The following is a 22,550-nucleotide window of genomic DNA, read 5'->3' on the forward strand; positions in this document are numbered from 1 at the left end:
ATACAACCTGACATGCCGCGCCGGAAATGATCCAGTTGGCACTTGACGGCTCCAGTTGGCACTCGGTCAGCGAGCCACTGACTCCGTTATGGAGGAATACCGCCACTGCGATTCACATTGTTTCTCGACCGGGTGCCAACAGGAGGCCTCAAATGCCAACTCGTCGTTGTCGAGGCGAATGCATCCGTTCCGACAATGCCTGTCAAGACGGATATTCGTCGGCAACGACATCATCGGTGCAAGGGATTGCCACCGTTCGCGACGGCGGCAATGCGGTGGGTGACGGAACGGGGCAGAAGGCGTTCGCCGACCGCTCCGGCTTTGGTGAGATATCCGTGATAGGCAAGGACATCGCCGCGTAGCATCCGACGATAGGCGTATTTGGCGACCCGGCGGGCGCTGGCCGGCCGAATCACAGTGAAGAAATTACGACCGCCCATCGAGGCTGCCTTGGCGAACCCGGTCGAGGTCGGCCCCGGACACACGCAAGTCACGCTCACACCGGTGCCGCGCAATTCATGGGCCACCGCCTCCGACAGCGAGCGCACGAACGCCTTGGTCGCGAAATACGTCGCCATCCACGGCCCCGACATCATCGAGGCGACCGATGCGATATTGAGGATGCGCCCGCGCCCGGCGTTGCGCATATCACGCCCGTAAAGGTAGGTGAGCTCCGCGAGCGCGACCATGTTCAGCTCCATCATCTCGTGCTGACGGTTCCAATCGGCACCAAGGAAGCCCGTCCACTCCGCGAATCCCGCGTTGTTGACCAGCGTGTCGATCACCAGACCGCGCGAGCGCGTAAAACCGTGCAACCGTCGCGGCGCGTCGGCTTTGCTGAGATCGATTGGGAACACCTCGACATGGATGCCGTGACGCGCCTCCAACACCGAGCGCACCTGTTCCAGTCTCTCCTTGTCGCGCGCGACGAGAACGAGATCATGCCCGTCCGCGGCGAGCAATGCCGCAAGTTCGCGTCCGATACCGCTCGAAGCGCCGGTGACCAATGCGTATGTCATAGTATTCATCCTTTGAATATCCGCGAACTCTCCGCGGTGTCACATTAGAATTCGATGGTTCTTGGCGTGTTGTCCGGGTCATGGCAGGCCATGGACGCGATGCAGTCGGGGCTCATGCTCTGCTCGCGAATCCAGGCGAGGGAACGCCGCTGTGTGGGCTTGTCGAGTGAGATGCCGGAGGTGACCATATCGCGCCATGAGCGAGTGGCGTAGCCACCATCCGCGAACAGGAGCACGTATTTACCATTCGGATTGATGATTTTGATGGCCACTTGACCGCGAGTATGGCCGGGGATGTTCACCAACTGCACGCTACCGTCGCCGAACAGGTCGAACGACCGTCGGCATGGTCCTTGGTCATCGTTCCAGTCGTACAGGTCGATGTTGTCCAACCCGCTCCACCATTGGGAGCAGAATCGGATTCGATTGATAAGCCCCGGCTCGCTCGCACCGTTCATCTCGTCGCGCGCGATCATGATGCGTTTGGCATCGGCGACAAGCTTCAGTCCGTTCGCATGATCGCAGTCGAGGTGGGAGACGACCGCATAATCAAGGTCACTCGGGCGAAGTCCTTCTGCGGCGAGCTGTTCGTCGATGGTCTGGCCCGCACCCACCTCGCCTTGATTGACCTTGTACAGCGCCCACGAGCCGAGCGACTTGATCTGCGCGCGCTTGTCGTACACACCGTTGGGACTCATGTCGCGATGCCAGCCGGCGTCCATGAGCACGCGGCCTTTGGGCGTGGTGATGAGGAACGCGCACACAGGCAGCCAAAGACGCTTGCTCGGCGTCACGAATACGCCGGATCCTTTGATGATGCCGCAATGGTCGCCGCCGAACGGCAGATTCGGTGAGACGCGCACGCGTCCGCATTGGAACACCTGCACTGAAAATCCCGTGTTCATGTCGCCGTCGTGGCGGGTGTCATCTGCTGTCTGGCCCATAGGTTTTTCCTCCTGCGCGTTATCGTCCGTGTTCGTTGGCGTATGATCCGGAACGCCTTAAGCCGGCGCGTGTACTCTCACGAATCATCGTCGGCATACCGGCGTTCCACGCCACGACTTCCATTGAACACACCGAAATACGCCGGAAAGCCGGTTCCGACACTACACAAACGCGGGAAGTGTCCACTATGCTGGGCGGCATGAGCGCCATCCACCCTTATGCAGCCACGTCTGATGATTATCCTGCGCCGGAACCAACACCTGCGAGAGAATCCATAGAATCCGCATTACTCGCCTATATGAGACAGACCTGCAAACCCGCGGCGGCCGCGTCCGTCACAGAGATCTGTCGACGGGCGTTCGTGGCACGCAGCACGTTCTATGCGAATTATCGCAACGTCGATGAGGTGTTGGAGACCATTGAGAACCGTCTGGTGCGAGACATTCTCGACTGCAGCGAATCCATGGTCGATTTGAGAGCCGGACCGGAATCGGCTGTGGCCTCTTGCTCCAACGTGTTCGCTTTGATTCGCGAACGGGAGCAGATGTTTCGCACGCTATTGCTGGATGTGCCCGACACCCGGTTCGTTGATAAATGGAAAAAGGCGATATCTCACCATTTCTGGCGGAGACTATTTACTCCGGCCTATGATGCGGCCACACCCACAGCCCATCACGACATCGACCGTGACAAAAACGGATTCGATGGTTCCGGCGATGAGTCAGGGCTTGGGCGTCGACATCGCGGCCCCGCCACAGTGAACCGCGCGCTTATGTTGGAGATGATCGCCAGCGCCGTCGTTGGCGCGTTTACGTTTTGGCTGGCTCACCCGGATCAGGTGGAGCCAGCCGAAATCGATGATTTGGTCGCGCGTCTAATCGCCGACATCGACGATATCTGGTGACGTGACGCGCGACCTGTGCGCTACTTACTTGTCGAAGCGGGCGCCTTCGGGCTTGCTGGAGCCCGCGTACAGCACGACGGCGAGGATGAAGCCGACGACGATCATCGCGACGCCGCCCAGGATCATGCCGGTGGTGCCGGAGTCGCTGGCGGACGAATTGCCCACATAGTTGTTCATCGCGATGATGGCCATCAGCTGGCCGCCGTAGCTGAACACGGCCGGAATCAGCACGAACCAGCCGGACTTGTTCGTATCATGCAGACGACGCACGGCGATGGACAAGGTCGGAATGAGGGTGCCCAGCGTCCACACCACGGACAGAACGCCCGCAACCGCGGCCACGGAGGTCACCTGGCCGAGCGCGCTCAGCACGGCGCCGATGACGCCGGCGAACAGGTACACCCACCAGTATTCGGAGCGGGAGGCGCGGCCGGAGAACGTGGCGTACTTCTTGAAGAAACGAGCCACGGCACCGCCGAAGCCGATGCCGTAATACGGCTTGTCCAGCGCGGGCTCGCCCAGCGTCGGCACGGGGGCTGCTGTGGGGGGAGTCGAATATTCAGGAGCGGTCATAGAACCCTTCTTTCTAGCTCAGTATGCATGGCCGCCAAGCACGGCCTGTGGCCATTATGTCAGTGTAAAACCGTCCAGCACGCCCGTCAATACCGATGAAGGCACCGCAAATCACACGTTCTCTACCCCAAAAAGGGTATATATCCATATATCATCAGCGACAATCGGCAGGCATGGCACATCACAGACGACCGGAACACCCCTGACTCGATCGGCGAAATCAGCGGGTTCAGCGGTGGTAGCGCTCGATGATGGCGTTCAACATCCGGCGCGTCCCCACATACTTCGACACGGGAATCGGCACCACCACGCCGGAGGCCAGTTCCAGCTCGCTGCGGCGGATGACGGTGATGTAATGCGCGTTGACCAGATATCCGCGGTGCACGCGACAGCAGTAGTTCGGCAGCCGTTCCGCAAGTTCACCAAGCGGCATATGGCAGAAGAACGCCTTGGTCAGCGTCACCACCTCGCATCCGTGGTTGCGGCTTTCCGCGTATATCAAGGTGCGTGGGTCGATGTACAACGTCCGGCCGCCGTCGGTTATCCCCACACGCTGCGATTGCGCGTCCCCCACGGAAAGGTTGCGTGCGATAAGGAACGCGGCCGCCTTCATCTGCGGGGACTGCCACACCGGTTTGCGTCCTGCGGGAAGCGAGGAGTCCACATCGTACCCGTCGTCGGGCTGCGTGACCAGATCCTGCATGTCAAGGTCGTCTTCCATGGCGTCATACGTGCCGAAACCGTTGCGCCTTCCGCCGAACGCAACGTTCCCGCCGCGATCCCGTCGCCCGCGGGCAGGATTCCCGGGCACTTGCTCAAGACCCATCATGGACGCGGCCTCGCCCAGCCCCTCGCCCTGCCATTCGAACGAGTAGTGCTGCATAAGGATTTTCACGGCGCCTTCCACCACGCCATAGGTGATGGAGAACATGGTGCGGAAGCTGCGGCCGGTATGGGGCCCTTCTTTCAGACGGGTGATGAGGTCGCCGAATACCAGTGCGGTCTCCTCACCGTGGCGCAGCGTATGGTATTCCTCGATGAGGATGTCGGCTTTGGCGAAGTGGACGAATTCACGGAAATGGTTCCGGATGGACTCACCGCCGAACATCATCGACGCGCCGGATCCCAGCCAGACGGTTTGCCGGCAGAGCAGTGAATCCCACAGATCGGTGCGACCGCGTAGATGGTAATCATGCATAACCTGTCGGGTCAGCGTCTCGACATCGAAAAGAGGGTCAGCCTCGACGGCATCCGCCTCAATGACGGGATCGACGCCGACAGGCCCGTCAGCAGGGCGACGCAAAGGAGAATCGTCGTTGTCTTCCATACGCTCCAGCTGCCCAACCAGCTGTTGTTCCATGACGCACCACCACCGTGACTTCTCGGTTCCGGCCCCAATCATATGCGGAAGCGATCGACGCGTCCGAGGCACGGCACGCGGACGTGACGCAAATCACATCTATTCGATGATCCAGCTCAAACCCACGAGCACCACGAGGAACAGCACGTTCACAGCCGAGTACACGGCGAGGTAGCGGCCCTTGCGGTTCGGATACTTCTTGGTGACGTTCTTGTAGGAGACCAGAGAGGCCATGGACGCGATCAGTGTGCCCATGCCGCCGAGGTTCGTGCCGATGATGAGCTCGCGCCACTGGTCGCAGAAGCCGGAGAGCAGCAGGGTGGAGGGCACGTTGCTGATGACCTGGCTGGTGCCGACGGCCACCTCGAGCGGATGGTCGTTGACCAGGGAGGCGGCGAGCGTGTAGAACTCGGGCACGCGCTTCATATTGCCGATGAAGATGAAGAACATGACGAAGGTGAGCGGCAGACCCCAGTCGACGTGGCGGAAGGCGCGGCGGTCGGTGAACAGGAAGGTGACGATCACGATCACGCACATCACCCACAGCGGGATGATGTCGCTGACGGCCAGCAAGCAGACGAGGAACAGCACCGCATAGACAATGGTGCGCCAACCGCCGTAGCCCGCACCATAGCCGGTGATGCGGATCTCGTCAGGCTGGGGCTTGTCATGCTCGGGAGCGAGCACGCCCTGTTCGATGCTCGCGCCGTCGAGGGAACGGAACTCATCGACCGGCTGGCGGCCGAAGGCGAAGAAGATCACGACGAGCAGCAGCGCCGCCGCTGTGGCGGAGTAGGGCGCCATGATGCCGATCATCTCCAGCGAGGGCATGCCGGTGAGGGCCTTCAGATACAGGTTGTGCGCGTTGCCGATCGGGGTGAGCATGCTGCCCACGTTCGCACCGATGGTCATCAGCGTGGCCACGAGGATCGCGCGGTCCTCCATATCGGCCATGGTGAGCACGGCGATGGCGAAGGGCACGAAGGTGACCAGCGCCACGTCGTTGGTGATCAGCATCGCGGAGAAGAAGGTGAGCGACACCAATGTGATGATCAGTCCGCGCGCGGTGTTGACCCTGTGCAGCAGTCTCGAGCCGATGATGCGGAACACGCCGATGCGCTGCAGACCGCACACCACCAGCATCAGGCAGACGAGCTGCAGGATGGTGCTGGCGTGCACGTAGTCCGCGTATTCGGCGTCCGGCGGCACGATAAAGCACGAAATCAACGCTAGAACGGCAGCGATAATGAGGATGGTCTCGTTCTTGACCACCTTGAGCAGCAGCTGTCGCATGAACCCTCCATGGAGTGCCTGTAAAGCACTACATATCTTACGGGTTCGGATGCCAAGCTACGTAGTTTCGGCGTGCTGTTTTCCGACGTTTCGCACGAAAAACAGCGCCTTATCCCTTCTGCCCACTGGCATTCGCCGCCGACCGCAAGCCCATCTCCATCGTTTGGCCTCAGGTACGCAGGGTGATGACGGTGATGCTGTGCGGCCGCAATGTCACCGCGAGCTCACCGGCGTTCGATGCCAGGCGCGATTCGAGCCGTTCATGCGAAAGCACATCGCGCCCCTCGTCGTCATAGCCCAACGTGTTGCGCGCATGCGGAGCGGCATACAACACATCGGTCTGGAGCAGCGTTCCGTTGGTGAAACCGCCCTTCGGATTCGTTGGATTCGCCACCTCGCCCGCCGTCGCTCCCAGCGAAGCCAGCGCACGCAGTCCGCGAGCCACATCCAACGTCACCTTGATGCGTCGGGCCCCGGTGTTCACCATGGTGATATGGCGGACGAAACCAGTGCCGTCATGGGGCGAGGGGTCGTTGCCGGTGGCCGAGACGAACAGGTCGCGTCGCGCCCGGGAAGCGCCGGCGGCGACATCCGCATTGCCGTCCGCATCGTCTGCGACACCTCGTCCATCCTCGATTTCGCAAGCATAGGCGGTGCCGCCCAGATGCTCGGCGAACAGCCGCGCCACCTCGTAGTTCACGGACGGCATCACATGCGCCGCGTTGAATTCGATGAGGTTCTGCTCCCAGCCTTTGGCGGTGGCGTGGGCGAACAGCGGTGCGTATGAGGTCATGCGCACCACATCCGAGTTGCGTTCGCACCCGGTGAGGAAGGCCGCTTCGGCGAGCGCGGTCCGCCAGGTGTTCGCCGTTTCGGGTTTTTGCGGCTGACCGGCGAAATAGCCGTTGGCGGAGTATTCGCCGAAGTAGACGCCGGCACCGTCGCGCGGATAGTCGTCGAAGCGCGTGGCCTGCGCGGCGAACCATTCGGGCGAATGGTAGGAGTGTTCGTCCACGATCACCGCGTCGCCGGTGGCTGAGCCGATGGCGGGCAGCAGGCCGTCCGCACTGGAGCCAGAGCTGGAGCGCCGCTCCCCCGCGATTCGCGCCGCATTCGCGGTCGACTGCCCAACAGTCGACTGGTCGACAATCGGCTGGTCGGCGATCAGCCGCGCATGTTCCCAGCTGCGCCGCATCGCGGGCTTGAAGGGGAACAATCCGGCGCTCATCACGCACAGCATGTCGGGGTATCGCTTGTGGATGGCGCGTGAGATGATGTCGAATTTCTCCAGATAGTCCGGTCCGAAGTTCTCGTTGCCCACACCCACCATATCGAGACCGAATGGCTCGGGATGCCCCATATCGCGCCGGACCGCGGCCCATGCGCTGGTGCTGGGGTCGCCATTGGCGAATTCGATCAGGTCGAGGTAGTCCTGCACCACGTTGCGCCGGAAGGCTTCGGCGTCGGTGGGCATGTGTCTGGGGTCGCGGCCGGGCGACTGGCAGGCGATGCCGGCGAACAGGGTGGGCAGCGGTTTGGCACCCAAGTCCTCGCACAGGCAGAAGTATTCGTAGAAGCCGATCTGATAGCTTTGCGAGTAGCTGGAGCCGTCCGGTGTTTTGAACGCCCAGATGGAGTATTGCTGGCGGCGGGCGGGCAGCGCGCCCACGGTGTCTTTCCAACGGTATTCGTTGCCCGGGGTCACGCCTTCGACGATGCAGCCGCCGGGGAAGCGCAGGAACGCCGGTTTCAGCGCGGCGATCGATTCGACCATATCGCGCCGCAATTTGCCGTGCCGCCACTTGGGGTCGCCCGCGCCCCAGTATTGCGCATCCATAAGTTCGACGCAGTCAAGGTCGAACATGCAGGCCGGGCCGTTCGTGATGTCGATGCGCAGTTTGCCGTAGTCGCTGCCCCGCCCGCGCAGCAAGAGCCGCACATGCCGCCAGCCGTCGGGGCCATTCTCCACGCGGGCGTCGGCTTGGGGCCGCGCGGCCGCATGTTCATCCGCGCGCGCATTCTCATACTCGCCGACGCTCACGTCCACGCGCACACCCGCGTCTTGTTCGGCACCCGCACCGCAATGGATGTCGCGCGATTCCGTCAACGGCAGTCCATAGCGGTCGACCACGCATATGCGCAGCGTCGCCGCGCCCGCCACAGAGCGCACCCATATGGAGAATTCGTACAACCGGTCGGTCTTGATCGGCATCGCGCAACGCTCGGCGTAGGCGCCGCCGCCGTTGTAACCGAGGTTTTCGATGCGTGCGGCCGTCGCCGCGTTGGCGCCGGCGGGCACACTCACGCGCGCGTACCGGCTGTGTCGGTGCAGGGGCGGCGCCGGGCAGTCGGTGGGCACGCGCTGGCCGTGTTCGCCGCGGATCTCGCTGCCGCAGCTGGTCGCCGCGCAGCCTTCGAACCGCCAGAACCGCAGCGGATCGGGCTGGGTCCGCCAGCGCTCGCCGCCGGCCAGTCGCAACGTGTGATGGTTGAGATACACGCCGTCGAAACTGTAGTTGTTCACCATATTGGCGTTCAGCCCGCCGTCCGCGGACAGGTTGATGTCTTCGAAGAACACGCCAAAAAGTCGATCGCTGACCGGATGCGTCGCCGCTCCCACACAAATCCTCACCATGTGCCCATTGTAGGGCCGGCTCAGTCGTTTCTCAGGCGGCGCTGTTGTAGATCTGCGATTGCAGGTCTTTACGATCGGTCTCCATGCGGGTGATCTCACCGAGCAGGGCGATTTTCTCCCCGCCGTCGGGTAGCGCGGCCATCTTCCGCTTGGCCGCGCCGATCCGCCGCATCAGCCCCATGTCGAGCAGTTTGGCGATGAGTTCGGCGGCGTAGCGCCTCTCCTCTTTGCTGGCGGGTTTCAGCTGCGCGGCGGCGGCACCGCCCGGCTGGGCGGCCGCGGCGGGCGCGTTCTGCTTGTCGGATTCCGGCAGTGGCAGCGGCATGACGGCCAGCTCGTTGATCGTCGATTCCAACATCGGCCCGCCGGCTTTGGTGAGATTGTGCATCCACAGGCCCTGCGGGGTATCGTCGCCGGGCAGATCGCCAGCCGCGGCGATTGCCTGGAACATCGTGCGGAACACGGGAGTCATGAAATCGGCGAGCGTAAGACGGCCGAACATGTCACGGTCGATGGCGCGCGGCACTTGGATCAGCATGGCCATGAACTGCTGTTCGGCGATGAACACCGCATCGTCGATGCGGAAATACGTCTGTTCGGTGGCGTCGCGATGCTCCAACGCCCGGCGTCGCGCCGGATCGTCGTAGGGGTTGCGCCCCTGCTCGCCGCGGTGCGCCTCACCCGCAGCCCCGCCGTTCGCCCCGTTCGCGCCGCCAGCGCCGGCACCGAAACGTCGTTTGTTGGAAGCGTAGGCGTCGTCCTCGCGCACGTTGAGCTGGCTGCGCGCGGCGTTCACCTCGCGACGCATGATGTCGAGATCCACACCGATGCGGCGCGTGGCCTTTCGCGCGTACAGATCCACCAGCGACCGGTCCCTGATCTGCGCGATCAGCGGGGCGGCCGCCTTCACCGCGCCCATCTGGCCGGTGGAGTACGTGGTGTCGAAACGGTTGATCGCCGCGTCGATCACGAAATCGAACAGGGGCTTGGCATGGCTGATCAGCGAGCGCACCGCCTCATTGCCGCGTTCGATGCGCAGGTCGCACGGGTCGAGATTGTCGTCGGCCACAGCCACGAAAGTCTGCGAAAGGAACGCCGAGTCGAGTCCGAAGGCGTGCAGGGCGGCCTTCTGTCCGGCGGCGTCGCCGTCGAAGGTGAACACGATGCGCGAGCTCAACGCCTGCCCCTCGACCTTCAGCGGGCCGATGAGCTGGATGCCGCCCAGCGAATCGTCGGCGATCAGACGACGCACGATTTTCGCATGCTCCATGCCGAACGCGGTGCCGCAGGTGGCGACGGCGGTGTCGATGCCGGCCAGATGCATGGCCATCACATCGGTATAGCCTTCGACAATCACCACCTGACGTTTTTTCACGATGGCGGCTTTGGCCAGGTCGATGCCGTACAGCACCTGCGTTTTGCGGTACAGCTGCGTGTCCGGAGTGTTGATGTATTTCGCGGCGATCTGATCGTCGTCATACAGTTTGCGCGCGCCGAAGCCGAGCGTGCGCCCGGTGGAGTCGCGGATCGGCCAGGTCACGCGGCCGCGGAAGTAGTCGTAGATGCCTCGCTGGCCTTGGCGCGCGAGTCCCGCGTCAAGCATCTCCTGATGGGTGAAGCCTTTGCCGGCCAAGTGGCGCACGAGATTATCCCAGCCTTGGGGCGCGTAGCCGCAGCCGAAACGCTCGCAGTCGGCTTGGGTGAAGTTGCGGCCGCCGAGGAGTTTGCGCGCGGCGAGCGCCTCCTTGCTCATGATCTGCGAGACGAAGAAGCGTTGCGCCTCCTCGTTCGCCTCCAGCAGGCGCGTGCGTTTCGAGCCGGCGTGTTCGGGGCGCGCCGGACCGTTCTGCTCGTAATGCAGTTCGATATGGTAGCGGTCGGCGAGCAGTTCGACCGCGCCGCGGAAGTCGATGTTCTCCTGCTGTTCGACGTATTTGAACACGTCGCCGCCGAGTCCGCAGCCAAAGCAATGCCAGACGCCGAGGTTGGGGCGCACGTTGAAGCTGCCGGTTTTCTCGTCGTGGAAGGGGCACAACCCCACATAGGTGCCGGTTCCGGAAGGCCGTAGGGTGACCGATGCGGATACGATGTCATACAGGTCCGCGGTCGCGCGCACCTTCTCCACGTCCTCTTTCAGAATCATTCCGGCCATAGCGTCCAGACTACCGTCAGCACAGAATCGAATGGAGCGCGAGGGCGGAGCTGTCGGTCAGCGAAGCCACTTGATCCACGGCGACACGCAGTCGCTCGTCATCGTTGGTCGATTCGTTCCAGTCGGCGAGGAATTGGCTTTCCAGCACGTCCGAGGCGCGCGGGGCATCCCTCATCAGCACGTCGACCAGATCCTCCACGATGGTCAGCTCACGCTGGTGGAAGGGTTCCTGTTCGCGTGGCGCCATCACGAAATGCACGGCGATGCCTTTAAGCGCCGTGATCTCGTAACTGGTCCGTTCGGGAATCACCACACGCGCCGAATAGCGGGTGAGCGGGCCCGTGCCGTAGACCTCGCGGGTGGTCTCCTCCACCGAATGGCAGAACCGTCCGATCAGGTCGCTGGTGATGTTTTTCAGCTGCGCCAAGGCGGCACGCGAACCATTGAAATGCGCCGGGAACATGCGTTCCTTTTGCAACCGTTCGAAGGCGGCGAGCAGTTTGTCTCCGTCCCACTTCTCGCCATACCATCGGCGGGTTCCCTCGATGATGCGGTCCAGCACGCGCGGGTCGGCCAGCACGATCGGATTGAACGCGCCTGTGGCGATGGCATCCTCCACATCATGCACCGAGTAGGCGATGTCGTCGGCCAGGTCCATCACCTGGCATTCCATGGGTTTGACGCGTGGCGGAGCGCCGGTTTTCAGCCAGCGGAACACGGGCTCGTCGTCCGGATAGACGCAGAACTTCACGCCTCGGCCGCTGGGATTGTCTTGTATGGCTTCGGCGTAGGTCCAGGGGTATTTGACGGCCGCGTCGAGCGCCGCGCGGGTGAGGTTCACTCCGGCGGAACGGCCGTCCTCATGGAAGACTTTGGGTTCCAGCCGAGTCAGGATGCGCAGGGTCTGCGCGTTGCCTTCGAAGCCTCCGATATTGCGGGCGATGCCGGCGAGCGCTTTCTCGCCGTTGTGCCCGAAGGGTGGGTGGCCCAGGTCATGGGCCAGGCAGGCGGTGTCGACCACGTCCGGGTCGCAGCCGAGCATCGCGCCGATTTGGCGGCCGATTTGGGCGACCTCCAGAGTGTGGGTCAGGCGGGTGCGGGCGAAGTCGTCGGTTCCGGCGACCAAGACTTGGCTTTTCGCGCCCAGACGGCGCAATGCGGATGAGTGGATGAGCCGAGCACGGTCGCGTTCGAAGGCGGTGCGGCTTTTGGATTTCGGCGGCTCCTGTGCCCACCGTTCCTCATCGGCCGCGCTATAGCCCCGTATGGTTCCAGCGTCGGAAGTCATGGGCATCACTCCCCTTTCGCTGTGTTCAGCCTATCATCCGGAGGCGTTCGCCCACGACCGCGGCGCCATGCCGCCGGTTTCCCGCCTCGTGAAGCACGGTGCGAGAGGTCGGCGGCATGGCGCCGCGGTCGTTTGGACGGATCAGCCGAGAATCGCGGCCGAATCGGTCACGGTGATCAGCGGGGCGAACAGGCCCATCGCCTCAAGGGCCAGCCGCTGGTTATCCGGCGTGCTGCCGGCGCAGGCGTCGGCCACCAGACGCACGGCAATGCCGTCGTCCGCGGCGGCCAGGGCCGTGAGCATCACGCAGCAGTCGGTGGCCACACCACACAGCGCGATCTTCTTGGCACCGCCGATCGCCTGGGCGAGTTCCTCTCCCCACTTGCCGAAGGTCGTTTTCGTCACCACCGGGTGACCTTTGGCCAGAAGGGCCGTCTCGTCGGTGAAGTCGTACATCGGATCGTCGGGCGGTACGAGGAACTGCGGCCAATCCTTGAAATACTCCACCCACGCATCCTGAGGCTTGTCCGGAGCCACGTACCGCGTGTAGACCACGCGTTCGCCGTAGGCTTCGGCCAGTTTGAGGAAGGCCTCGTCGGTGTCGTAGTAGGTGCCGTCCGCGCAGGCCCAGGTGGACCATTCGCTTTGCGCGAACACCTTCTGGCGGTCGATGACCACCAGCCATTCGTCATTGTCGATCATTTCCACTCCTTGGTGAGTTGTGTATGCGAACCCGTTGCGGTCAGGCGTCGACGTCGATCGACTCCTGCTTGGCCACATCGCCACGCTGAAGAATCAGCGCGCCCAGCAGGCCGATCAGCAGCGCCACGATCACGCCGAGGTTGGCCGAGGCCCACACGCCGTCCTTGCCGCCGAACAGGGCCAGGAAGTATCCCTGCCAGGTCAGCCAGCTGGCGGCGGTGTTCACCACGAGTCCCCAGCCGATGATGGTGCCGACCGCGAGGATGGTGAGCGATTTGACGTTCCACGCGCCATAGCGGCCCGAGGGGTTGTAGAGGTCGTCGGAAGCGTAGTCACGCTTGCGCATGAGCACGTCGCCCACGAACATGCCGGCCCAGACGGCCATGGGTACGCCGAGGGTGATGAGGAAGCCTTGGAACGGTCCGATGAACGTGTCGGAGAAGAAGGTCACGTACACCACGCCGATTACGGTGAGCACGGCGGTCAGGGCGGCGGCCGCGGTGCGCGGCAGCTTGACGCCGAAGCTCAGCAGGGCCAGACCGTTGGAGTAGTTGTCCATGATGGCGCCGGACATCAGTCCCAGCACGGCGACCAGCGTGAACGGCACGAGATACCAGGTCGGCAGGATGGAGGCCATGGCGCCCACGGGGTCGAGACCGACCTTCTCGGAGAGGTCGGAGTTCGAGATGGCGAGCAGCAGACCATAGGAGATGAGGAACACGTTGGCGATGGAAGCGCCGAAGGTGGTCCAGAACACGATGCCGCCGTTGGAGGATTTGCGCGGCAGGTAGCGCGAATAGTCGGCGGCGATGTTCACCCAGCCGAGGCCGAATCCGGTCATCACAAAGAAGCAGCATCCGAGCACGGCCGGCAGATTGCCGGCGGGCGCCGATCCGATGGCGGAGAAATCGATGTTGCCCCACGCCAGGATGAAGAAGCCGACGGTGACGATGCCGGTGACGATGGTGATGACCTGCTGGCAGCGCATGATGAGGTCGTAGCCGAACACGCCGGCGACGACGACCAATCCGACGACGATGATCGTCGAGACGATCTTCGGCGCGGCGCCCGATCCCAGGCCGATCGCCTCGATGGTCGACGACATCGCCAGCACGGCGGTGGTGGTCAGCGAGATCTCCCAGCCGAGCGTGGCGATCCATGACATGGCCGCGGGCACTTTGGCGCCTTCAACGCCGAAGATGGCGCGGGTGATGACCATGGTGGGCGCGTTGCCACGCTTGCCGGCGATCGAGATGATGCCGACCAGCAGGAACGAGGCGACTACGCCGATGCAGGCGGCGATGCCCGCCTGCCAGAAGGAGATGCCGAAACCGAGCGCCCATGCGCCGTACGACATCGCCAGCACGGAGATATTCGCCGCGAACCACGGCCAGAAGAGGCTTGACGGTTTGCCTTTGCGCTCGGATTCGGCAATGATATCGATGCCCTGCTCCTCAACGGCGAGAGCCGAGCTTTTCTCTGTTTCCTTGGCCACAATGGCCTCCTTTTTCTCTATATCTGGATTAATCGGGGGTATTGATTGCGATATCCGCCGGCTGACGGATGCTATTGAACGCCTTTCATATGTCCGGACGGGTTCGCCATGTCGTATGGCGAACGCATGAGTCGCTCCGCCTCGTCGCGCGTCGGGCAGGTGGCCGGGCCTCGCCGCGTGACCGCGATGGAGGCGGCCGCGTTGGCGATGCGCACGGCATGGGACAGGGACTCGCCTTGCGCCAGCTGCGCGCACAGCACGCCGGTGTGGCAGTCGCCCGCGCCGTTGGTGTCCACGGGGGTGACGGGGAATCCACCCACCAGTTCGCACTCGCCGCCCGGCCGGCACACCCACGCGCCTTCGGCGCCGGTACGCACGATCACGATCGCGTCGAGCACGTCCGCCAGCAGGGCGTACCGCTCCCGCCTGTCTGGCGGGGAGTCGGGCAGACGCAGACGGCGCGCGACGATATCGGCCTCGCGTTCGTTGCACGACCAGATCGGCCGATAGTCCACCAGTGCGTCGAGCAGCGCGTCATCGACCTGCTCAAACACCGGAGAGACGTCGAAGATGGCGGTGAAACGGTGTGATCTCGTACGGGTGAGGAATCGCAGCAACGCCTGGGCGGTACGATGGATCAGCGTGTATCCGCTGATGTACACGACATCGCCGTCGTTCGGTTCGATATGGTCGAACGCGTCAAGGGGCGCGTGCGCTTCGGCTCCCCTCGTGGAGACGAATGTGCGTTCGGCCTGCGCATCGGTGAGCGCGATGCAGAATCCGCAATCCTCGTCTTCCACACGCACGCCGATATGGTCGATGCCGTCCGCCTGCAGCGTCCGTGCGATCAGGTCGCTCCAAGCACCGGTGCCCAGCACCGCGCCGTGACGCGCGGAAACACCCATCTGCCTCACCGCATGCAGCATGTTGTAGCTGGCTCCGACTTGGGTGGACACATCCTGCGCGAACACATCCTCGCCGGCCCGCGGCACCTGCTCGACCCGCATCGTCATATCGACGATGATCTGCCCGAGGGAAATCACGGTGGGATCGCTCATCACGCGCCCCTTTCACGCAGCGACACAAGACCGGCGGCCACGGTGTCGGTAGGCAACGCGTTGACCTGCTCAACCAAGGTTCGACGCGCCTCGCCGAACGCATCGGGTCCCAGACAGGCGCCAAGTATCGCGCCGGACATCGCCGCGATGGTGTCGGTGTCTCCTCCGATGGACACGGACGCGCACAGCGCCGCGAACGGGGCATCGGCGTAACGGCATGTGATGGCGAACGCGGCGGGCACCGATTCATTGGCTTCGACGCTGGTGCCGTTCAACGCGCGCAGCGTCTCCATGAAATCCTCATCATCGAGTCCGGCACCCGCATGTTCAGCCCAATCCAACACATAACGGGTGCGTTCCAGCACCGAGGCTTTGGCCGACCAGCAACCGACGCGTTCCTGCCGCGCGGTGAAGTCGACGGCCGCATGCAACGCCTCGCGCACGCCGGCGCCTTCCATGCCGTGGCTGACGGCCGCGGCGACCAGCGTCGTGGCGTCGATGCCTTGCACGGTGTTATGCGTCACAATGCAGGAGCGTCGCGCCGCTTCGGCCAGCGAGGCCGAAGGCGCGAAGGCGATGCCGACCGGAGCGGCGCGCATCGCGCCTCCGTTGGTGGTGCCCGTCCGCCCGGTTTCCTCGGGCGGCACGCCACGTCCCAACGCTTCCAGCGCGGCTTTGGTGGAGGGGCCGAGCAGATCGAAGGAGCCTTTGGCTTTCATGCCATCCTCCCAACGCAGCAAGTCGCGCGCATAGGCGAGCACATCGAGCTCGCCCCCGTCGGCGATCAGACGCTCCGCCAACAGGAATGCCTGTTCGGTGTCGTCGGTGACGGAGCCGGCGCGCATGCTCGGGGCGATGGGCTGCCAGTCCACCGAATCGAGAAAATCGACGATCGGTCCGCCGTAGGCCCGCGTGATGTCCTGCACGGACATGCTTTGCGTGGGCATGCCCAAAGCGTCTCCGATCGCCAGTCCGCTGAGTGCGCCGCGCGCGCGGTCGATAAGGTCATAAGACCTAGTGTTGTCGGCCATTATTGCCGTCCTCCAATCGATATGTGCATGGTGAAATGTCCGGGGTCGAGATAGGAGCGCACGTATTCGACCAGAGTGCCGCCCGCTCCATAGCTTTTGCGTTCCGACATCAGAAACACGGTCTGCGGCGACTGCCCCATCGCCTCGCCGACCTCCTCGCCGAGCCGTTCCGCCGAGACATCCACGCTGCCGCTGAACGGCGACATGCCCGCGGCCCGCATCGTGCGCGAGACGGATCCCTCGACCAGTCCGCCGTCCATCACCTCGCGCATGGCGCGGGTGGCGGGCAGATACGACGTTTCATGCGAGATCGGCATCGAATGGAACATGCGGCAGCGTTCGACTTTGTAGAACATGTCGGATTCGGCGGGTTCGTCGGCGAGTTCGACGGGACGTTCGACCAATGCGATGGACAGCACCTTCGTCGAGGTCGGCACGCCGGATGACACGGACGCGCTGGTCCACCCGTCGCCGTCTTCGAGGTCGCGCCCGTGGAAGGCCACATAGCTGCCCGAACCGGGCCGCGTCTCGATCAGTCGCCGTTGTTTGAGCATCTCCAACGCACGCCGCACGGTGCCTCTCGAAACATTGAACCGTTCCGCCAGTTCGGTTTCCGACATGATCTTCTCCCCCGGTTTAAGGGTGCCGTCCGCGATTCGCGAAGCGATTTCGCGTTCCAATTGCTCGGTCCGCGTGTAACCCGACATGGCCACCTCCTTGTGCGTGCCTCATCATCCCTCATTGGATACAAGCACATCATACTTGTATATACAAGTTAACACAAATCGAAGCATACGTCGGACGAAGCATACGTCGGACGAAGCATACGTCGGACGAAGCATACGTCGGACGGACCAGTTACACCGTGTTGTAGAGGCGTGCGGGGAAGGCGGCGCGGTACTGAGTCGGAGTCAGGCCGGTACGGCGTTTGAACACCCGCATGAAGTATTTGGGATCCTCATACCCCACTTCGGCGGCGATGGCGGCGACCGGAGACGCTGTGGTGGAGAGCAGTTCGCGGGCGCGATCGACCCGATATTCCACGATCTGCTCCACGATGCCGATACCGAAGGCCTGATGGTACAGCGACGTCAGATAGCTCGGCGAATAGTGGAACCGCGCGGCCACGTCGGCCACGGAGATATCGTCGAAAGCGTTGGCGCGAATCCACGAATGCACCGACCGCAACGACCCACGCACACGTCGTTCGCGGGATTCCAAGGCCGCAACGCCCTCCGCCGCCGTCGAAACGGCAACGTCTTCGCCACCGTCGCCACCATCATCGACGGACTCGGCGGACTGCGAACCATCGCTCTGCGAGGTCGCGTAACGCTGACGCATCTGCATGGTGATCTCCAGCAGCAAGCCGGTTGCGCAATACGAGCAGTAGGCGTTGGGGCGGGAATCCGCCTGCGAGAACAGGTCGAGCAGCTGGTTGGACATCACGGCAAGCCGCCCCGCGTCCCCCACCGCGCTATACAACGGCAATGACACGCACCGGTCGTCGGGCGACGGCTTGGAGGCGAGAGACCAAGCGCCGGCCTCCCCATCGACGGCATCGGGGAAACGGAAATGCATCCACACGAATTCGAGATATGCGGTGATGGCTTCGGTGCCGACATGCTCCACGCCCGCGGGAATCAACGCCATCTCGCCTTCGCGAATCAGCAGGTCGGACGCGCCCACCCGAATCGGCAATACGCCCCGGCGCACGACGATCAGCTCGAAGCTGTCCATCGTGCGCCGCATATGCCGCCAACCAGGCCCCGACACAAAATGTCCTATCGACAGAAATTGCACCGGTGAGTCGACGCGGGCGGTTACGAATTCCATGCCTCCATGGTAACGTCCGCCATCCCGAGCGGAACCATCCCCACTCGTCATTCCGAGCGAAGTCGAGGAATCTCTTACGCGCGTCGGAGATCCCTCGACTCCGCTGCGCTCCGCTCGGGATGACGGATAAGCGGGGTGTTTCCCTCGGAATGACGGGGATTAGAGATTCAGCCAGACACGCATTTCGGTCAGGCCGCGGTTGGCCCACGCGAAATACGGAATCAGCGCGATGCTAACCGGTTCGCGATCCTGCGTGCGGATTGGCTCGAAACGGCGATACAGGGGCGTGCGCGGCGCGTCGACGGGTGCATCGTCCGCGGCTTCGGGCTCGACGGGCTCGCGCCAACCGGGAACCGTCAGCCTGACCATATCCCAATCCACCGGCTCCACCACGCCCGTGCGCTCGCTGCCGTCGGTGCGGCTTTCGTCGAAGCCGGCGTGCATCGTGAACGCTTCGGCCACGGCCTCGCCCAGACGGGCCGTGTCCACATGCAGACGGCCCAATCCTTCGCCGTTATCGACGCCTTCGGCGCAGAAGGTGACCGGCCCACGCACGAAGGCGACCTTGCCGATGTTCTCGCCCACGCGCGGGTTGGCGGCCACCGGCACAACCGGCATGGGGAAGTCGAAGGCGACCACATCGCCGTCACGCCATTCGCCGGTCAGGTAGAGGTAACCGTCGCGAATCTCGCGGCCGACGCGCCCCTCGCTCTCGCCGCTCGCCGTCAACACGGCGGCCACGGCCGTTTCACCGCCGGCCCATGCGGGCAGACGGAAGGCCAGCGTACCGTTCGCCGCGCGGTCCAGACGGATGGTCGCCTTGCCTGCGCCGCTCCATGGCATCGCGGCCTCGACGTCCAGTTCCATCGCCGTGCCGGCGAAGTCGAACCGCGCACGGCCGCCCATATACAGGTGCGTGTACAGCGTGGCGCCGTCCTCGCCCAACGTGTAGGCGTACTGCTGGATCGAGCTGACGATGCGGGTGATGTTCGGTGGGCAGCAGGCACAGCCGAACCACTTCTGGCGCACCGGCTTGACATGTTCGAAGTTGCGGTCGCGGTTGAGCGCGGTTTCGGGACGCATCTCCAGCGGGTTCACGTAGAAGAAGCTTTTGCCGTCGAGGGCCATGCCGGAGAGCACGGTGTTGTACAGCGCGCGTTCCATCACGTCCGCATACTCGCCCTTGGCGCGAATCTGCAGCATGCGACGCGCGAAGAAGGCCAGCGCGATCGCGGCACAGGTCTCCGAATAGGCCAGATCGTTGGGCAGGTCGTAGTCGTAGGAGAAGGCCTCGCCATGGCGGGTGCCGCCGATGCCGCCGGTGATGTAGAGCTTCTTGTCGACGATGTTGCGCCACAGTTTGTCGACCGCTTCGGTCAGGTCGCTCGCGTTGGTCAGGCGCGCCACGTCGGCCACGCCGGAGTAGAAGTAGGCGGCGCGCACGGCGTGGCCGACGGCCTCATGCTGGTCGACCACCGGCTGATGCGCCTGATAGTAGGCGTAGGGCAGCGGCATATCCTCGTTCGGCTGGCAGGCGATGCCGTCATGGGCGGCGCGCGCCTGGTCCTCCTGTTCGAAGTACAGCGGGGACGCGCCACGCTCGCGCACGAAATACTCGGCCAGATCGGCGTATTTGCGCTCGCCCGTGGCCTCGGCCAGCCGGATCAGCGCCATTTCGGCGATCTCATGGCCGGGGTATCCGCGCAGCTTGCCCTCTTCGGTGCCGAAGCAGGAGGCCACATAGTCGGCGAAGCGGGCGGCGGCCTTGAGCAGCTTGTCTTTGCCGGTGCCCTGATAGTAGGCGACCGCGCCTTCGACCAGATGACCCAGGCAGTACAGCTCGTGGTGGTCCCTCAGGTAGGTGAAGTGACGGTCCATGCCGTTGAGGATGTAGTAGGTGTCGAGATAGCCGTTGTCGAGCTGGGCGGCGCAGACGATATCGATGGCTTCGTCGGCGGTTTTCTCGAGTTCGGGGTCGGGGTGGGTGGCCAGCGTGTAGCCGACGGCCTCGATCCACTTGGAGAAATCGGTGTCCTGGAACACGAAGCCGTAGAATTTGTCCGCATCGGGGTTGGCGGGGTCTTCGGGCAACGCATTGAAGCCGCGGTCGGTGTAGGTGGGCGGCACGAACTGCTTGCCGGAGCTTTCGGCGGTGCGCTTGCTGGCGTTCTGCGCGGCGGCGGCCTTGAAGTTGTGCATGCAGTAGCTCGGGTCCGCGCCGGGGACGCGGTCGTTCAGCGCCTCCCACTGGTAGGGGATCACGGCGGTGCGGGCGAGCTTCTGCTCGGCGGACCAGAAGGGATCGTCGACGGTGACGTCGGCGACGTTCAACGGTGTGCTGTGTTGCGGTGTGACGGACATCCTCGGCTCCTTCGCTGGGCGACGGTCGGTACGGTTGCGGCGGTGTGCGCGCTCGACCACCAGCATAGGAATCTCCACACTCGCCCACAGGTGGACTTTTCGTTGCTCAAGTGGATTTCGCCCCAGACTCGGATTCGCAACCCCATCCTCACTCTGGCCTAAAGGAGCGAGATCGTCGCCGGGAAGTTCGCGCCTAAGCTGATGCATAACTACACTTTTCAGGTGTTAAAACTCAGTCTGAAATACACTTTTCAGGTGTTAGAACTTACCTTCGAACACACTTTTCAGGCGTTCCGATCATGTCGAACAGCAATACAGCAGCGCTGAGCGCCTCATCTACCGCCGCGCACCATGCGCGGGATTACAGCAGGGTGGCGGGATCGAGTCGCGAGAGGTCGGCGGGGGCGAGCACGTCGGCGGCGTGCATGTACAGACGCGGGATGCGGCTGCGCAGGCAGGTGAAGATCTCATAGCTGATGGTGTCGGCCGCACGACCCCAATCATCCGCCGTGGGTTCCGAGAACAGCTCGCCGCGCCCAGGGCCAAACAGTTCGACCGTATCGCCCTCGCGCACGCCGAGCTTGGCGGCGGAGCCATGCAGGTCGATGATGAACTGGTCCATACACACGCGCCCCGAGACATGGCAGAGCTTGGGCCCTTCGGCAGTCATCACACGCACCGGTCCGCCCGGCTTCTCCACATGCTTGGCACCCGCCATGTCGAATCCGGAGGCGGAGCGGTGGATGCCGTCGGCGTATCCGAGCGGCACGATTGCGGTCGAGGTGTTGTCGGGGGTGAGATAGGTGCGCCCGTAGGAGATGCCGTGCCCGGCGGCCACGTCCTTGACGGTGCCGAGCTGCGCCTGCAGGGTCATGGCCGGACGCAGCGCGTATTTGGCCGGGGTGCCCATGGCGGGATCCGGCTCGTATCCGTACAGTCCGATGCCCGGACGAGTGAGTTCGAAATGGATTTCAGGGCGGTCGAGCGTGGCCGCGGTGTTCGCTAAGTGGCGGATGCGCGGCGCGATGCCGGCGGTTTCCATACGGCGGGTGAAGTCTTTGAAATGTTCGATCTGACGATCGGTGGATGCCACGAATTCCGGCACGTCGGGACTGTCCGCCACAGCCAGATGGCTCCATTGTCCGACGATGTCGAGCACGCCTTCGTGCGCAAGCGGTACCAATGCGGCGAGCGCCTCGTCGAAATTCTCTTCGGTGAAGCCGTTGCGCCCGAATCCGGAGTCCACTTTGATATGCACACGCGCCGGCTTGCCGACCGCACGCGCGGCTTGGGCCAGCCGTTCGATGCCGGCGAGGGATCCGATGGACACGTCGATGTCGTTGGCGATGAGTTCGTCGAACGGAACCTGCGCGCCGTTGTACACCCAGGTCAATATGCGGCAACGGTCGGGACCTATGCCCAGCTTGCGCAGCGTCAGCGCCTCATGCGACTGCGCGGTGCCGAGCCAGGTGGCGCCTCCCGCCAGCGCGGCCAGAGCGCTGGGCAACAGACCGTGCCCGTAGGCGTCGGCTTTCACCACGCCCATCACCGCAGTGCCCGAATGCGCTCCGCCGACGACATCCACCAGATGGCGCATATTGTCGCGCAGGGCGGCCAAGTCAACGATGGCCTGCGCCGGATACCGGCGTTTGGCGGCCTCGTAATTGGCCCTCCCCTGCTCGGATGAGAACGAAATCTCGGGTGCTGCGTTCAAACTCATACCCGCCATTGTGTCTCGCACATGTGACGAATCATCGGAGCGCGCCACCGGCGTTTCCCCAATGGGGCATTTCAGCCGCCGCATTCCATGTTGTGGGCAAAAACGCGGGCGGGGCATCGCACCTTTTATCATGGTTCCTCGGGTGCTGCGTTCTCAGTTCGCACCAAAATCCACACGAATC

General features: G+C 63.5%; 17 protein-coding genes. 1 reads left to right on the plus strand and 16 read right to left on the minus strand.

Annotated elements, in window-relative coordinates; genetic code table 11:
* Positions 1 to 230: 230 nt before the first annotated feature.
* Positions 231 to 1,007 carry an SDR family NAD(P)-dependent oxidoreductase gene (locus AC1AV0_RS02570; protein ID WP_476570832.1) on the minus strand — a complete coding sequence of 259 codons (777 nt, stop codon included), beginning with the start codon at positions 1,005 to 1,007 and terminating at the stop codon, positions 231 to 233.
* 56 nt (positions 1,008 to 1,063) lie between these two features.
* Complete coding sequence (locus AC1AV0_RS02575) at positions 1,064 to 1,963, minus strand: MBL fold metallo-hydrolase (protein ID WP_476570833.1); 900 nt, start codon at positions 1,961 to 1,963, stop codon at positions 1,064 to 1,066.
* Between the two features lie 188 nt (positions 1,964 to 2,151).
* Here AC1AV0_RS02575 and AC1AV0_RS02580 point away from each other — a divergent pair, with 188 nt between their 5' ends.
* Complete coding sequence (locus tag AC1AV0_RS02580) at positions 2,152 to 2,868, plus strand: TetR/AcrR family transcriptional regulator (RefSeq protein ID WP_476570834.1); 717 nt, start codon at positions 2,152 to 2,154, stop codon at positions 2,866 to 2,868.
* Positions 2,869 to 2,892: 24 nt separating this feature from the next.
* Here the strand turns inward: AC1AV0_RS02580 and AC1AV0_RS02585 are convergent, their stop codons facing one another.
* The 14 genes from AC1AV0_RS02585 to alr form a co-directional block, all read right to left on the minus strand.
* Positions 2,893 to 3,441 (minus strand): DUF805 domain-containing protein, encoded by a 549-nt coding sequence (locus AC1AV0_RS02585; protein WP_476570835.1) that lies wholly within the window; start codon positions 3,439 to 3,441, stop codon positions 2,893 to 2,895.
* Between the two features lie 229 nt (positions 3,442 to 3,670).
* Complete coding sequence (locus tag AC1AV0_RS02590; protein WP_476570836.1) at positions 3,671 to 4,801, minus strand: LytR/AlgR family response regulator transcription factor; 1,131 nt, start codon at positions 4,799 to 4,801, stop codon at positions 3,671 to 3,673.
* A gap of 99 nt (positions 4,802 to 4,900) precedes the next feature.
* Positions 4,901 to 6,094 (minus strand): SLC13 family permease, encoded by a 1,194-nt coding sequence (locus tag AC1AV0_RS02595; protein ID WP_476570837.1) that lies wholly within the window; start codon positions 6,092 to 6,094, stop codon positions 4,901 to 4,903.
* Between the two features lie 169 nt (positions 6,095 to 6,263).
* Positions 6,264 to 8,729, minus strand: a complete 2,466-nt coding sequence (locus AC1AV0_RS02600) for an alpha-L-arabinofuranosidase C-terminal domain-containing protein (protein WP_476570838.1) — start codon at positions 8,727 to 8,729, stop codon at positions 6,264 to 6,266.
* A 31-nt stretch (positions 8,730 to 8,760) separates the two neighbouring features.
* Positions 8,761 to 10,881, minus strand: coding sequence for a DNA primase (gene dnaG / locus AC1AV0_RS02605; protein ID WP_476570839.1), 2,121 nt, complete (start codon positions 10,879 to 10,881; stop codon positions 8,761 to 8,763).
* 16 nt (positions 10,882 to 10,897) lie between these two features.
* Positions 10,898 to 12,169, minus strand: coding sequence for a deoxyguanosinetriphosphate triphosphohydrolase (locus AC1AV0_RS02610; protein ID WP_476570840.1), 1,272 nt, complete (start codon positions 12,167 to 12,169; stop codon positions 10,898 to 10,900).
* 141 nt (positions 12,170 to 12,310) lie between these two features.
* Positions 12,311 to 12,871 carry a cysteine hydrolase family protein gene (locus tag AC1AV0_RS02615; protein ID WP_476570841.1) on the minus strand — a complete coding sequence of 187 codons (561 nt, stop codon included), beginning with the start codon at positions 12,869 to 12,871 and terminating at the stop codon, positions 12,311 to 12,313.
* Between the two features lie 40 nt (positions 12,872 to 12,911).
* The gene (locus AC1AV0_RS02620) at positions 12,912 to 14,366 is read right to left on the minus strand and encodes a purine-cytosine permease family protein (RefSeq protein WP_476570842.1); all 1,455 of its coding nucleotides are present in this window, start codon (positions 14,364 to 14,366) and stop codon (positions 12,912 to 12,914) included.
* Between the two features lie 71 nt (positions 14,367 to 14,437).
* Positions 14,438 to 15,424 carry a PfkB family carbohydrate kinase gene (locus tag AC1AV0_RS02625; protein ID WP_476570843.1) on the minus strand — a complete coding sequence of 329 codons (987 nt, stop codon included), beginning with the start codon at positions 15,422 to 15,424 and terminating at the stop codon, positions 14,438 to 14,440.
* A complete protein-coding gene (locus AC1AV0_RS02630; protein WP_476570844.1) occupies positions 15,424 to 16,455 on the minus strand; it encodes an ADP-ribosylglycohydrolase family protein in 1,032 nt (343 codons plus the stop codon). Before AC1AV0_RS02630 ends, AC1AV0_RS02625 begins: the two co-directional genes overlap by 1 nt.
* Positions 16,455 to 17,162 carry a GntR family transcriptional regulator gene (locus AC1AV0_RS02635; protein WP_476570845.1) on the minus strand — a complete coding sequence of 236 codons (708 nt, stop codon included), beginning with the start codon at positions 17,160 to 17,162 and terminating at the stop codon, positions 16,455 to 16,457. Before AC1AV0_RS02635 ends, AC1AV0_RS02630 begins: the two co-directional genes overlap by 1 nt.
* Before the next feature lie 151 nt (positions 17,163 to 17,313).
* On the minus strand, positions 17,314 to 18,288 hold the full coding sequence (locus AC1AV0_RS02640) for an AraC family transcriptional regulator (protein ID WP_476570846.1): 975 nt from the start codon (positions 18,286 to 18,288) through the stop codon (positions 17,314 to 17,316).
* 159 nt (positions 18,289 to 18,447) lie between these two features.
* Positions 18,448 to 20,649, minus strand: a complete 2,202-nt coding sequence (locus tag AC1AV0_RS02645) for a glycoside hydrolase family 127 protein (RefSeq protein ID WP_476570847.1) — start codon at positions 20,647 to 20,649, stop codon at positions 18,448 to 18,450.
* A gap of 361 nt (positions 20,650 to 21,010) precedes the next feature.
* On the minus strand, positions 21,011 to 22,369 hold the full coding sequence (gene alr, locus AC1AV0_RS02650; RefSeq protein WP_476570848.1) for an alanine racemase: 1,359 nt from the start codon (positions 22,367 to 22,369) through the stop codon (positions 21,011 to 21,013).
* Positions 22,370 to 22,550 lie beyond the last annotated feature (181 nt).

The sequence above is a fragment of the Bifidobacterium sp. LH_558 genome, assembly GCF_056356295.1.